Annotated in this window: 7 protein-coding genes and 1 pseudogene; 6 read left to right on the top strand and 2 right to left on the bottom strand. The window is 70.0% G+C overall.

The window, feature by feature from the left end:
- Nucleotides 1-68: 68 nt before the first annotated feature.
- Complete coding sequence (locus ACIQ9E_RS12915) at nucleotides 69-2,774, top strand: tetratricopeptide repeat protein (RefSeq protein WP_403706174.1); 2,706 nt, start codon at nucleotides 69-71, stop codon at nucleotides 2,772-2,774.
- A 274-nt stretch (nucleotides 2,775-3,048) separates the two neighbouring features.
- Here the strand turns inward: ACIQ9E_RS12915 and ACIQ9E_RS12910 are convergent.
- Nucleotides 3,049-3,401 (bottom strand): annotated as a pseudogene (locus tag ACIQ9E_RS12910) (site-specific integrase); the annotation flags it as partial.
- Between the two features lie 273 nt (nucleotides 3,402-3,674).
- Nucleotides 3,675-4,955 (bottom strand): transcriptional regulator, encoded by a 1,281-nt coding sequence (locus tag ACIQ9E_RS12905; protein WP_403706173.1) that lies wholly within the window; start codon nucleotides 4,953-4,955, stop codon nucleotides 3,675-3,677.
- A 219-nt stretch (nucleotides 4,956-5,174) separates the two neighbouring features.
- Here ACIQ9E_RS12905 and ACIQ9E_RS12900 point away from each other — a divergent pair, with 219 nt between their 5' ends.
- The 5 genes from ACIQ9E_RS12900 (at nucleotide 5,175) to eccCb (ending at nucleotide 13,970) form a co-directional block, all read left to right on the top strand.
- Entirely contained in the window at nucleotides 5,175-5,564 is a 390-nt protein-coding gene (locus ACIQ9E_RS12900; RefSeq protein ID WP_403706171.1) for an ATP-binding protein, read from the top strand.
- A 322-nt stretch (nucleotides 5,565-5,886) separates the two neighbouring features.
- Complete coding sequence (locus tag ACIQ9E_RS12895; protein ID WP_403706169.1) at nucleotides 5,887-6,303, top strand: hypothetical protein; 417 nt, start codon at nucleotides 5,887-5,889, stop codon at nucleotides 6,301-6,303.
- Nucleotides 6,304-6,493: 190 nt separating this feature from the next.
- Nucleotides 6,494-8,581 carry a restriction endonuclease gene (locus tag ACIQ9E_RS12890; protein ID WP_403706167.1) on the top strand — a complete coding sequence of 696 codons (2,088 nt, stop codon included), beginning with the start codon at nucleotides 6,494-6,496 and terminating at the stop codon, nucleotides 8,579-8,581.
- Between the two features lie 192 nt (nucleotides 8,582-8,773).
- A complete protein-coding gene (locus tag ACIQ9E_RS12885) occupies nucleotides 8,774-9,226 on the top strand; it encodes a hypothetical protein (RefSeq protein WP_403706165.1) in 453 nt (150 codons plus the stop codon).
- Nucleotides 9,180-13,970, top strand: coding sequence for a type VII secretion protein EccCb (gene eccCb, locus ACIQ9E_RS12880; RefSeq protein ID WP_403706163.1), 4,791 nt, complete (start codon nucleotides 9,180-9,182; stop codon nucleotides 13,968-13,970). The genes ACIQ9E_RS12885 and eccCb overlap by 47 nt, the downstream gene beginning before the upstream one ends.
- Nucleotides 13,971-14,050 lie beyond the last annotated feature (80 nt).

Below are 14,050 nucleotides of genomic sequence, written 5' to 3'. Positions count from 1 at the left end.
GACAGTCCGGGGGTACTCGCCACGGCTCAAGGCCATTGCGCCTGGGTTTGGTACCCGACCTCGCCGGGGTGCTCGTCGAACGTGAACACCGTGATGTCTTGGCACGTGCCCTGGACACACCGGAAGGCAACGATCTCGGGGACACAGCTGGTACAGCTGTTACTGGACGCTTGATCACAGGGGCCGGCGGAGTCGGTAAAACCTGCCTAGCCGCTGACTACTGCCACCGTTACGCCGACGCGGCGGACAGCGGAGTGGACGTACTGATATGGGTGACGGCAAACAACACGGCGGCCGTGGCTGGCGCCTATGCCCAAGCAGCCCGGAGTCTTGAGCTGGTACCCAGCGATGAGGACACCAAGTCCGCAGCTGAGCGGTTTCTCAACTGGCTTCGATTCACTGATAGTGATTGGCTCATCGTCCTTGACGACGTTCACTCCCCCGGTGTCATGGAGGGATTGTGGATGCCTCGACGCACCACAGGTCGCGGCAGGGTAATCGTCACCACACGTAGCCGCGAGATGGATCTGGCCACAGCAAGTGGACACCCGTTTCTATCTGTTGGCGTCTTCACACCCGAGGAATCCCTTGCCCATCTGCGCAACGCGCTTCAAAGGGCCGCGGCCACCGGCGCCGGTACGGACGAGGAGCTGGCAGGACTCGCCGATGACCTCGGTCAACTTCCTCTGGCGCTGTCACGCGCCGCCGCATATCTCGACTACAACCCCTCCTGCACCATCGCCCGTTATCGACACCAGCTCGCAGACCGTCGGATCACCCTTGAACGACTGATCCCTGGCGTGCGCGGTAGCGCTGCGGCGGGCTCGCTAGCAGCGCTGTGGGACATCTCCATCGACCAGGCTGACCAGCACACCGGCATGCTCGCCCGGCCTATGCTGGAACTGGCCGCCGTCCTAGACGGGACAGTCGGCATTCCCACCCTGCTGTTCACCAGCGAAGCCGCCCTCGCGTGGCTCACCGAGCGCAGCAGGACAGAACAAACCGTGGACGAGCTCGACGCCGAGCACACCCTGGCAACGCTAGACCGGCTACACCTTGTCGATCACATCCCGGGCAAGGATTTTGACGACGCATGGCTAGTCCGCATGCACCAGCTCACCCAGCGCGCCGTGCGCGAGCAACAACCGTCTGAGTCCTCGCGCGGCAATCGATCACAGCGACTGGAATCCGCCCTGCCCGCTGCCGCTCACGCCCTGCTTAGCATCTGGCCAGACACTGGCCTCGACCAAGACCTCGCAGAGCGGCTGCGGGCTAGCGCCCGCTCGCTGGCAGCCCACGATCACCACGACGAGGGTCACCCTCTGTGGCAGGACGACACTGCATACACTCTCCTCTTCCGTCTGGGCACGAGCGCGGGTGAATCTGGCGACGCCTCCTGGGCGCAGGACCATTTCGAGGCCCTCCGCCTCCTCGCCCACCAACATCTTGGAACCGACCACCGGCACACCCTTCTTGCACGGAGCGAGCTCTCCCGTTGGCAAAGAGAAGCCGGCGATCACGCCAGGGCAGTCCGGACCCTGGAAAGTCTTGAGGCGGACCAAATCCGGTTGTTTGGATACGAGGCCGCTGAAACACTCGTCACTCGCCATAACCTTGCAGTCGAGCGAGGCGAGGCGGGCGACACAAACGGCGCCATCACCGCCCTCACAGAGATTCTCACTGTCCGGCAGCGCGACGGAGCCAACCGTGAGGCGATACTTGCCACTCTCCACAATCTTTGTTATTGGAAAGGTGCCGCAGGTGACGCAGCAGAGGCTGCGGACGCCTATCGCAACCTGATCCCCATCATGGAAGAGGAGTTCGGTGCCGATGCCGATGGCACCCTGACCGCCCGCCACAATCTGGCCCGCTGGTTGGGTGAATCAGGCAACGCCGCCGAGGCCGTCAGCTTGCTCGAAGCGCTACTGCCCGACCAAACACGATTGCTCGGGGCCCGTCACCTGCGCGTCCTGACCACCAGGCAAAGCCTTGCCCGTTGGCAGGGAGCGGCTGGCGAGACGAATAAGGCCATCGACGGGTATCAGACGGTGATTCCCGAGATGGGTGAGAACCTAGGCCTAGATCATCCCGAGCTGCTCGCCGCACGCCACAACCTCGCCCATTTGCAGGCAGAAAGCGATCCGGCCACCGCAGCCGAAAGCCTCGCTACCGTGATCGCTGACAGAACGCGGGTCCTCGGCCCTCACCACCCCAGCACACTCACCTCAAGGCAGAGCCACGCCGAGTGCCTGGGCCGGGCAGGGAATCCCCAGAAGGCTGTACAAACGCTAGAGGACGTCCTCCGTGATCAGCAGCACCATCTCGCACCGGATGACTCCGGCACTCTCAGTACGCGTCACAGCCTCGCTGTTATGCGTGGCGTCGCAGGAGCACCCCACGCAGCCATCGCCGCGCTGCAAGAGCTCCTCCCCGATCAGGAGCGCGTCCTAGGTCCTGGCCACGTCCAAACCCTGACATCCCTCGATAGCCTTGGCCACTGGCACGGTGCCACGGGTAACGCACACGCGGCAAGCGACACCTACCAGGCCCTGCTGACCCGCATCGAACGCCACCTCGGCCCTGATCACCTCGGCACCTTGTCGGTACTTGACAAGCTCGCCATGTGGCGCGGACGCATGGGCCACCCAGAGGAAGCGGTCCGCCTGCTCACCCGAATGCTCACCGAAACACAACGCCTCGTAGACCCTACGCATCCCATCATCCCCGTCATCACCAACAACATCGCCTACTGGCAAACGCAGGGAAACCGTTGAGCAACACAGCACCGACGCTGAGACCCACAACCACAGGCTCCATACGGTGGCACTGGGCAGAACGGATGTAGCACACATGCGGCCGGGAAACCTCGTGAACACGTGAGAACTGTGGAGAATTGTTTTCGCAGGTCAAGTAGCCTGCCTAAGAGATTTCCACAGGTCACAGCCATGCCCCAAGAAATCTCCTAAAGCGGGTGTCGCAGGTTCGAATCCTGCCGGGGGCACAACACAGCAAGTCGCTGACCTGGGGTTTATCCCCCAGGGAGGCGTTCTACTCGGCCTCGGACTCCTCGTCCGGGGCCGTTTGCGTGAGCGGTGCGTGAGCGGTGCGTGAGCGGACGGAGAGTTGATCTCCGAAATTTCTCCCAACGGATCAACACCATCCGGCACGGAATCCGGGCCTGGTTCCTCCGCCTCGCCGGGCTCGGGCTCCGGCTTCACGGTGGGCCGCGCACGGGGCACGAGCATGGCGGCGGCCTCGGCGATGGCGAGATCGGCCTCGGGGAGCAGGCTCGTGTAGGTGTCGGCCGTGATGGTGATCGAGGAGTGCCCAAGCATCTCCTGGATGTCCTTCGGGTCGGCACCGGTCACATGCGCGAGTGTCGCCGCGCCGTCGCGGAGGTCGAGACCACTCCACCAACTCCGTAAAGAAGCCGTCGCCCAGCGCGAACTCACCACCGCCCGCCAACCCGCCCGCGTCCTCATCACCCGCATCCGCCAACCGTCGCGCCGAAGCAGCCCGCAGCCGTACGACCCAAGCCGTACTTCCACCGCGCGCCCCGCGCGCCAACGGCTCGCCGCCCACCAAGGCAACCCCAGTCGCTGATCCCCGCCGCGAGTCCCGGCATTAGAGAACAAGTGACAGGGGTGATCACCCCTGTTCGTGTGACGGCTCGGTCAGCGACCGGCCAATACGTTCCCGAACCTGCTCTGGGCCGTGCCGGACATCGTTCGATGCAAGGACTCCGCTCGCGACCGGACCAGCCCCTGGCGGTATGCGTCCGGAAGCCTCGTCCAGATGTCCGAAGCCAGCTCCGCCGCCGCCGACTGATCACCGTCCGCCGACAGGCACAGAGCGGTGTCGATGGACAGGAGAGCGCGGGTCATCACCGAGGGGGACCGGGTCAGGGCGAGCGCCGCTTCCTGCTCCTCGTATGCCTCACGGGTCCGGCCCATCAGGGTGAACGCCTGGGAGAGGTGGACGTGGTGCTTCTGGAGCGGGTAGCCGAACCAGGTGTCGGCGGCCTGGGAGGTGTCCAGTCGGTCGGCGATGGACCGGGCGTCGGCGACCGCGCGCAGAGCGGCCCCGTGGTCCCCGGTTGAGGCGAGGGCCCGTGCGGTGACGGCGGCGGCGAGCGCGGCGGCAGCGGTCGGGGACTTCCCGGCTTCCGTACGGGAGCGCATGGCCAGGGCCGCCGCGGTCTTCGGTGCCCCGTAGTTGAGCGGGACCATGGCGTGCCGGGCCAGGACCCAGGCCAGCATGTGCCGGTCCCCGGATTCCCGGGCCGCCTGTTCGGCGGTCGCGAACCATCCGTAGGCGTCCCGTTGGTCTCCCCGGTCGTGCTGGATGATCGCCACCAGACCGGTGATTCCCGCCGCCGTTCGGGCCAGCTCCGCCCGGGTGGCCGCCGGATGCGGGCGGCCGAGGACCTCTCGTAACAGGCCGAGGTCGGCGGTCATCTCGTCGAGGACGACGCTCGGCGGGCGCCCGTGGTACCCGCCCCGGTGCCTCTCGAAAGCGCCTGCCAGATACGCCAGATCACCGGCGTCGGAGCCGGAGAGGCCGGCGTCGATGCCCTGCCGCGCCTCGGCGATGCCCGGCAGCGAGGCCGTTCCCGCCGTCACCGCCGCCACACCGAAGAATCGTCGTCGTTCCACCGCCGTCTCCTCCTTCCCCTCACCGTCCGGGGCCGCTCGGCGCTGCTGCCTGCGCCGGCGCCTGCTCGCGGCCACAGCGTTGACGATCTCCTCGACCGGACACCCGTAGCCCTTCGCCAGCAACTCGTGCCACACCGGTGTCGGCAGACGGCGTTCGGTCTCCCAGCGTTTGAGGTTCTCCGGGTCGAACCACTTTCCCCCTTGGGCCTCCTGAAGCACCAGGGCCTGTTCCTCGCGGGAACGTCCATCGGCTTCCCGGATTTCCCTCAATAAGGCCCCGATGCCCTCTGGTGCCATCATGCCCATCCCCCAAGCGTCTGAAAGTCCCGTCTCTCATCCTGGCCCCCTGAAGTGGCCCCCCACGCGGAAACGCACCCCTTCCTGGCACCGGTGGCCGGACCGGTCACGGAGTTGACTGGATAGCGGCCGGTCGGCAGGCGGAAGACGACACATACCTTCCCGCGACACGGCCCAACCTCACTCACAGCCCAGGTCCGCCGGCCATCGAAGGGGTCCGTCATGCGCGTACGCGGCAGAAGCTTCTTCCTGGTCCGTGACCCGTCCTCCGTGCCGCTGGGCCGTCGGCGACTCCGCGAACTCCTCACCCAGTGGGGACTCCACCTGGACGAGGACTCCGAGATCGCGCTGATGACCGTCACCTCGGAGCTGGTGGCGAACGGCGTGCTGCACGGCACCGGGACCATGCTCACCGTCGGGATACGCGTCGACCTCGGACACCGCCGGGTCCTGGTCGAGGTGTACGACGACTCGCTCGCCCTGCCGCACCGCCGAGCCGCAGACCTCTACGCCGAGAGCGGGCGCGGGCTGTTACTCGTCGACCGGCTCGTCACCCGCCACGACTCCGGGCACACGCAGGCCAGTGAGACGACCGCCTGCCGGCACAGTTGATCCGTCCCCGAGTACCGCCACCCCTGGACACTCGAAAACCGATCGGTGCTCCCGAGTTCGGGAGCGCAGGAACAGGCTTCCATCGCGGTAGGTGGAGCGATGGCTTCTTCATCCCCCGAACGACACCGCGGATGGGGCAGCTCGGTGCCGGGACGAGCCGCCTGTCCGGGCCGGGCTGCGATCCCGCCGCAGGACCTTCACCGGCCGCAACCCTCCTGTTCCGCTGGGGAGAACGCACCCCCTCCACTGCTCCCGGGCCCAGGAGACATCGGGGGCGGGAAGCAGTCTTCCGCCAGGGTCCCCGCCGCGCGAGGATGGTCATATGGGGGAATCAACCGCGCGCGCAGCGTTCCGTCTGACGTTCACCGACTACCAGCAGGACCCGTACGACAGCGACGTACTTCGACGAGCAGTCACCGCTCACGCCGACCGTATGACATTCGACGACGGGTGCCTCAGTCTCTGGCTTGCGGGCACCCGGGTCGGGGAGTACCCGCTGGAGATCATCGAGTCCGTCTGTCCTCATACGGATTCCGGCAGGAAGCAAGAGTCCCCGGAAGAACTGGCTGCCCGCTACCCGCGCATGGGCCAGCCGTGGCCTCCGGAGGACGACGCCCGTCTGCTCGCGCTCTACCAGCAGGGAGAACACGACATCGACACTCTTGGACGGCGTTTCGGCCGGAAGCCCGGCGCCATCCGATCGCGGTTGGCCAAGCTCGGCCTGGAGAATCTCCTGTGACGCGCAGCGGCCCTGTTCGCGCGGAGTCCGGGAGCACACCGACCGAGGCCGTGGGAGCACCGCGGAGCAGCCGGCGCAAGACCATGGGCGGGCCCTCCGTCGCCGGCTGGAGTCGGGTCCCCACAACTGGTTATGGAGGCAGGGCCCGCTCCATGCACGGCGGGTCGCTGGTGGGGAGGGCCTGTAGAGCATGAGTCGTCGCTCCAGTGGGTTGGTCGGGATCTGGGCCGAGGCGCAGCGGCAGCAGCAGCGGCAGGTGGCGGCGCAGGCCCGGTATCAGCGGGATCGGGAGAGGGAGCTGCGGGCGCAGCAGCGGGAGGTGGCGCGGCGGCAGCGGGAGCAGCGGGCCGCCTATCGCGAGTTGCGGGAGGCGGAGGCGCGGCGGCGGACGCAGGAGATCGACGCGCGAGTAGCCGCCTTGCAGGGGCTGTTGGTGGCGGGGTGCCGGGCTCCGGCGTTCCGGGCGGGGGCGCTGGCGCGGGCCGAGTGGGTGGAGCCGTTCGATCCGGGGCGGCTCGCGGAGCCGGTGCCGATGCCGGACCAGCGCGGGAGCCAGTACCAGGCGGGTGGTGGGTGGACCGCGGCGCGGCGGGCCCAGGCGCAGGCCGAGGCGCGGGCCCGGTTCGAGCGGGACTGGCATGCGGCGCAGGCCGCGGAGGCCCGGCGGCAGCAGCAGCTCGCCGCCTACCGGGCGCAGTACCGGCAGTGGGCCGATGCCCGGCTGGGGGAGATACGGCAGCACAACGCGGGGATCGCCGAGATGACGGCGGGGCTGCGGGGCGGGGATCCGGAAGCCGCGGTGGAGTACTTCTCGGCTGCCTTGTACGCCTCCGAGGGGTGGCCGGACGAGCTGCCGCGCCAGGTGTCGGCGGCGTACGATCCGGGCGCGCGCCAGCTGGTGATCAACTGGGAGCTGCCCCGGTACGGCATCGTGCCGGAGGCGAAGTCGGTGCGGTACATGATCAACGCGGACCAGGAGAAGGAGTCGCCGCGTCCGGTCGCCCAGCGCCGGGCCCTGTACCGCGACGTACTCGCGCAGTGTCTGCTGCTCGTTCTGCACGATCTCTTCGCGGCCGACGAGTTCGGCGCGCTGGAGTCGGTGGCGCTGAACGGTTTCGTGGACGATCACGATCCGGCGACCGGCCGGCGGGCCGCCGTCTTCCTGGGCACGGTGATGGCGTCGCGTTCGACCTTCGCCGGGCTGCACCTGGAGCAGGTGGATGCCGTGAGCTGTCTGGTGGACGGGCTGCGGGGGCAGCTGTCGTCGCGTCCGGACCAGTACGCGCCGGTGCGGCCGGGCCGGGTTCCCGAGGACATCGGTCAGGGTGTCGTCACCCATGGCGGCGGCGATGAGCCCGATCTGTACGCGATGGACCCGATCGCCTTCGAGGAGCTGGTGGCCGAGCTGTTCCGGGCCATGGGTATGCAGGCCGTGTCGACGCAGCGTTCGAACGACGGCGGGGTGGACGTCGATGCGCTCGACCCGGCGCCGATCCGCGGCGGGAAGATCGTCGTCCAGGTGAAGCGCTATCGGAACACCGTGCCCCCGACGGCGGTCCGCGATCTGTACGGCACGGTCCAGGACGCCGGTGCCAACAAGGGTGTGCTGGTCACGACGTCCGGTTTCGGCCCCGGCTCGCACGCCTTCGCCAACGGCAAGCCCCTGGAGCTGGTGTCGGGCCCAGAGCTGGTCGATCTGCTCCACCGGCACGGGCTGCGCGGCAGGCTGGGCGGCGGGGGCGGGCGGCCGGATCCGGCCCCGGTGGCCGCGGCGGACGACGAAGCGGGTACGGACGGCCACAATGTGCTGGGCATGTCCTGGTCGGGGCGGGTCGCCCTGGACGTCTGCGCGCTCGTCTGCCACGGCAACCGGGTGCTGGACGACGACCACTTCGTGTTCTTCAACAATCCGCGGACGCCCGACGGTTCGGTGCGGGCGCTGATACCCGTCGCCCCGGACCGGGCCGCCGTCCAGGTCTACTTCGACGGCCTGCCGGCGCGGGCCGACCGGCTCGTCGTCGTCGCCGCGGTCGATCCCGAGGCCGATCCGGCGGCCGATCTGTCCGGGTTCACCAATGCCGGGATCCGGCTGCTGGACTCCGAGGGCACCCCCCTCGACCGGCTGGACGTGTCGGACGGCCGCCCCGGCGAGACTGCCCTGGTGCTGGGCTCCTTCCGCCGCCGGCCGAACGGCGACTGGGAGTTCGTCGCCGGGGGGAAGGGGTACCGGGGCGGGCTGGAGGAGCTGATTCAGGAGTACGGCATCGAGGTGGTGTGAGGAGGACGGTGCCCAGCGCCCGGAGGGTGCCCGGATGACCGGGGCCGTCGCGGCGCCCGCCCCGGCCGGTAGGCAACGCGCCCTTCACCGGCGGGACAGAAGAAGGGGACGGCATGGCTGCCCGCGGCCGAGGGGCGCGCTATACGATCAGCCGTCGGCTGTGGGTCTGCTCGGGTGGCTTGGGGAGGCAGCGTGTACGAGCTGGTACTGCGCGTGGACGTCGGGGACGAGGCGTCCGCGGAACAGGTGGAGCGTCAGGTCACGTCCCTGTACAAGGACTTGCGTACTTTCGGGCGGTACAGCGTGGCCCGTAAGGAAGCGCCCGCCCCCGAGGGGTCGATGGCCTCCGCCGGGTACGAGATCGGGGCGCTCGTCGTCAGCGGCGCCCTGTCGGCCGCCGGGCTCAAGGCCCTCAGCAATGTGCTGGTGGCCTATCTCCAGCGGTCCAGGGCGCGGGCCGTGAAGTGGGAGTTCGAAGGGAACAGCGGGGAGTTCCGGGCGCTGTCCGCGAAGGACCAGAGCAGGCTGGTCGACGTCGTGGCGGCCCGGATCGCCGCGGGGGGCGAACCGGCCGGTGGGGGCAGCGCGGACAACGGGGATGGCGGGGATGGCGGGGCGCCGGATCGCACTGCTGGTCGCGACTGACGGATACGTCGACCCGGGGCTCAACCAGCTCCGGTCGCCCGCCCGCGGCGCCGACGAGCTGGCGGCCCTGCTGAAGGACGAGGCGGTGGGCCGCTTCGATTTCGTCCGCACGCTCACCAACCGCCCCAAAGAGGAGATCGAACGCGAGATCGAAGCCCTGCTGAGCCATCGCGCTCCGGGCGATCTCGTCCTGCTCTACCTCGCCTGCCACGGTATCCGCAACGACACCGACCGGCTGTTCTTCGCGACCATCGGGACGGATCTCAACCGTCCGCACACCACCGCCGTCCGGGCCGACCTCATCCATCAGCTGCTCGACGAGTGCGAGGCCCGCACCAAGATCGTGCTGCTCGACTGCTGCTACAGCGGACTGTTCCACCGGGCCACCCCGATGTCCCCGGCGCCCGTCGACGTCGAGGCCGCGCTCGTCGGCCGCGGCACCTTCGTCATCACCGCGTCGACGGCACTGGAGTACGCCTACGAGGGCGAGCAGCTCACGATGGACAACGCGCGGCCCGTGTCCCGTTTCACGGCCGCGCTCAACGAGGGGCTCGGCACCGGCTACGCCGATCTCGACCGCGATGGCGTGATCACCCCCGACGAGCTGTACACATACGTCCACGACGCGGTCGCCAACCAGAGCGGCCCCGAGCAGACGCCCACCAAGTCCGGCCAGTACGAGGGCCATGTGGCCATCGCCTACGCGGCCCCCGCCGACCCGGTCACCGGGCTGCCCCGGCAGAGCGCCAAACGGGACCAGCTGGTGCTGGGCTCCCTGCTGCCGCCGCCCGTCGACACCCCCGACCGGGGGTTCATCTGCGATGCGTGGGAGGGCGCGTCCCGGCTGCTGGTGCCGATCGGCCGGACCCCCGCGGCCTCCGGCGGGGACCTCGCCTGTCTGGACCTCTCCAGCCGCAGCGGAAACGTCGCCGTCATCGGCCGGCTCGGCAGCGGGAAGACCACGCTGCTGCGGTCCCTGACGATGTCGCTGACGCTGACCCACACCCCGCGCGAGGCCGAGTTCTACCTCCTGGAAGGAGCCGTCAACCGGCTCGGGGTGCTGCGGTCGATGCCGCATGTGAAGGAGCTGGCCGCGGCCCATGAGCACGAGGCCGTCGGCCGGGTCCTCGCCGCCGTCAGGGACGCCGTCGCCACCCGCCGGGCCCTCTTCCGCGATCTCGACATCGACTCCGTCGAGGAGTTCCGCGAGCTGCGGGCCGCGGGCCGGCTTCCGCACGACGGCGGCAGCGACGTCTTCCTCGTCGTCGACGGCTGGCTGGATTTCGACTGGGAGATGACGGGCTTCGCCCAGGAGGTGCACCGGATCATCAACGCGGGCCTCAACTACGGCGTCCATCTCATCGCTTCCGCCCGCCGCTGGTCCGACTTCGGCCCCAGCCTGCTCGGCCTTCTCGGCACCCGGGTCGAACTGCCCCTCGACGATCCGGCCGAATCCCAGATCGACACCGTCCTCTCCGGCGGTCTCGGCATCGGCTGGGGTCTGTCGCACCGGCGCCGGTTCCAGGTGGCCGTCCCGCAGCTGGAGGAGGTCGACGGCGCCGCGGAGGCCCGCCGTTCGCTGGCCGAGACGGTCCGGCGGATGCGGGACCACTGGCTGGGCGTACCGCCGGATTCGGCGGCCGCACCGCGTACCGACATCCCTTTCACCGAGCTGTACGGCATCGAGGACGCCGAAGCGTTCGACGCGGACACCGCCTGGGCGCCCCGCACCCCCGGGGACCGGCTCCGGGTGCCGATCGGGGTCGGCGAGGACGGCCGGCCGGTGCTGCTCGACCTGAAGGACTCCTTGCAGGGCGGGGACGGGCCGCACGGTATCTGCGTCGGCGCCACCGGCTCGGGGAAGTCCGAGCTGCTGCGCACCCTCGTCCTGGGGCTCGCCGTCACCCACTCCCCCCGCACCCTGAACTTCGTCCTCGCCGACTTCAGGGGCCGGGCGACCTTCGCCGGCCTGGAACGGCTGCCTCATCTGTCGGCCTTCATCACCGGCCTCTCGGAGGATCCGGCCCTGGTGGAGCGGATGAGCGACGCCCTCGACGGTGAACTCCGGCGCCGTCAGGAGCTGCTGCGGGGCGCCGGGAACTACGCCGACGCCGCCGCCTATGAGAGGGCGCGCGCGGAGGGTGCGCCGCTGGCCCCGCTGCCCTCGCTGCTGGTCGTCATCGACGAGGTTTCCGAACTGCTGGCCGTCCGGCCCCACTTCATCGAAGTCCTCGTCATGACCGCCCGGATCGGCCGCTTCCTCGGAGTGCATCTGCTGCTGGCATCGCACCGGTTCGACGACGGGATGCTGCGCGGCCTGGACGTGTACCTCTCGTACCGGATCGGCCTGCGCGCGCTCTCCTCCGCGGATTCCCGTCGGGTGATCGGGGCGCCGGACGCCTACCATCTGCCACCGCTGCCGGGCTCCGGCTATCTGCGGCACCGCGACGACCGGACGGTCCGTTTCCGGGCGGCGTACGTCTCCGCACCGCCGGGCCGGGTCTCCCTCCCGGGGCTTCCGGAGGCCCCGGTGACAGCCGAGCCTGAATCCAAGCCGGTTTCCAAGCCGGAACCCGAGCCGGAACCCGAGCCGGTTTCCGAGCCGGTTTCCGAGGCGGACACGGAAGTGGGTCCCGGGGCGGGTCCCCCGGCGATTCCGCAGCCGGGCTCCGCAGGGCAGCCGCCGCAGGAGATTCCGGTGGGAGCGGCACCCGGGCAGGGGCCCGGGGGCAGGGCCTCCGTACCGCCGCAGGGGTCCGGGGACACGGTGTCCTCCGGGTCCCGGATGCCGGTGCCCGGCCACCGGCCGGGCGCCGGTCCTGCGGGCGATCCCGTCGGTGCACCCGCCGGAGCTGGAATCGGTGCCGGGATCATTGCCGCCGGATCCATTGCCGCCGCTCATATCGGGGCGTTGATCGATGCCGATACCTCCGCCGGTACGCCCGGAGGGCACCCCGGCTCCGCCGCCCCCGGCGCACCCGCCGACCCGGGCGCCCTCGGCGACAGCCTCCTCGACGTCCTCGTCCGCCGTACCGCAGGGCAGGGGCCGCCCGCGCACCAGGTCTGGCTGTCACCGCTCGGCGATCCCGTCGCCCTCGACACCCTGCTGCCGCCGCTGGAATCCACACCCGAGCGCGGTCTGCACCCCCCGGACTACGCCGCGTCGGGCCGGCTGCGCGTACCGGTCGGGCTGGTCGACCGGCCCGACCGGCAGCGCCGCGAGCCGCTCGTCCTCGACTTCCCGGGCACCGGCGGGAGCGGGCTGATCGTCGGCGCGCCGCAGTCCGGCAAGTCCACCCTGCTGCGGACCGTCGTCCTCTCCCTCGCCCTCACCCACACCCCCGCCGAGGTCCAGTTCTACTGCCTCGACTTCGGCGGCGGCGGACTCCAGCAGCTCGCCGGACTGCCGCATACGGGCGGTGTCACGGGCAGGCTCGAACCGGACCGGGTACGGCGCACCGTCGCGGAACTGACGGGGATCCTCGAACAGCGGGAGGCGTTCTTCGCGGCCGAGAACATCGAGTCCATGGCCGTCTACCGCCGAGGCCGGGCCGAGGGGCAGTGGCCCGGCCACCTGTGGGGCGACGTCTTCCTCGTCGTCGACGGCTGGGCGGGCTTCAAGGCCGACCACGAGGAGCTGGAGGATGCCGTAGCCGATCTCGGCAGCCGCGGCCGGGACTGCGGAATCCATCTGCTGCTGACGGCGGTCCGGTACCCGGAAGTGCGTCCGCTGCTCCGCCGGCTTCTCGGCACCCGGGTCGAACTGCGTCTCTCCGACCCCATGGAGTCGGAGATCTCCCGAAAGGCGGCGCAGGACGTCCCGGTCGGGGTACCCGGGCGCGGTCTGGCCTCCGGCACGTTCCACTTCCTGGCCGCCGTACCGAAGCTGGACGCCCTGTCCGCCCCCGATACCGGTCTCGCGGAGGCCACGGCACAGCTCGTCGCCGCCGTCCGCAGGCAGTGGCCCGGCCCGTCCGCACCGCCTGTACGGGTACTGCCCGTACTGCTGCCCGAGAGTTCGCTGCCCGCCGAGTCCGGCCGCTCGGACGGGGAGATCCTGCTCGGTCTGGACGAGACGACGCTCCAGCCCTTCGGTATCGACTTCGAGACCGACCCCTGGCTGGTGGTCTTCGGGGAGTCGGAGTCCGGCAAATCGTCGCTGCTGCGGCTGCTGGCGCACCGGATCGCCGAACGCTACACCCCCGCGCAGGCACAGCTCTTCGTCGTCGACTACCGGCGTTCGCTCCTCGGCGAGCTGCCGCCGGAGCATGTGGTGCAGTACGTTCCGGCGGCGGGGCTCCAGCCGCATGTCGCGGCCCTCACCGACCTCGCGCGGCGGCGGCTGCCGACCCACGACGTCACCCCGGACCAGCTACGGAACCGGTCCTGGTACTCCGGGCCCGATCTGTTCCTGCTCGTCGACGACTACGAACTGGTCGCCACCGGGTCCGGCAATCCGCTCCTCCCGCTCCTCGAACATCTGCCCTTCGCCCGGGACGTCGGCCTGCGCCTGGTGCTGTGCCGGAGTTCGGCGGGGGCGAGCCGGGCGGTGTACGAGCCGCTGCTCAACCATCTGCGCGAGCAGGGCACGCCCGCGCTGATGCTCTCGGGCGACCGCTCCGAGGGGCCCCTCTTCGGCTCGGTCCCGCTGTCCAGGCAGCCCCCGGGGCGCGGCACCCTCACCGGCCGCCGCGGCCGTCCCCGTCAGGTCCAGCTCGCCTACCGGCCGGTCCGGAAGGGCTGACGGGGCGGCCGGCGGTACCGGGGCTCGGCGGGCTTCGCCGCGCAGGCCGTCGGGGACCGTCGCGCGGGAGAGGCCGAGCA

The organism is Streptomyces sp. NPDC094448 (assembly GCF_044763775.1).
Lineage (GTDB): Bacteria > Actinomycetota > Actinomycetes > Streptomycetales > Streptomycetaceae > Streptomyces.
Note: the sequence above shows the minus strand (reverse complement) of the source record. Positions and strands in the feature narration are given on the sequence as shown.

Bases quoted from the DNA above. Each gene is read 5' to 3' on its own strand.
- ACIQ9E_RS12895 (WP_403706169.1), top strand. From the start codon at position 5,887: ATGGGGGAATCAACCGCGCGCGCAGCGTTCCGTCTGACGTTCACCGAC.
- eccCb (WP_403706163.1), top strand. From the start codon at position 9,180: ATGGCGGGGATGGCGGGGCGCCGGATCGCACTGCTGGTCGCGACTGAC.
- ACIQ9E_RS12900 (WP_403706171.1), top strand. From the start codon at position 5,175: ATGCGCGTACGCGGCAGAAGCTTCTTCCTGGTCCGTGACCCGTCCTCC.
- ACIQ9E_RS12905 (WP_403706173.1), bottom strand. From the start codon at position 4,955: ATGATGGCACCAGAGGGCATCGGGGCCTTATTGAGGGAAATCCGGGAA.
- ACIQ9E_RS12890 (WP_403706167.1), top strand. From the start codon at position 6,494: ATGAGTCGTCGCTCCAGTGGGTTGGTCGGGATCTGGGCCGAGGCGCAG.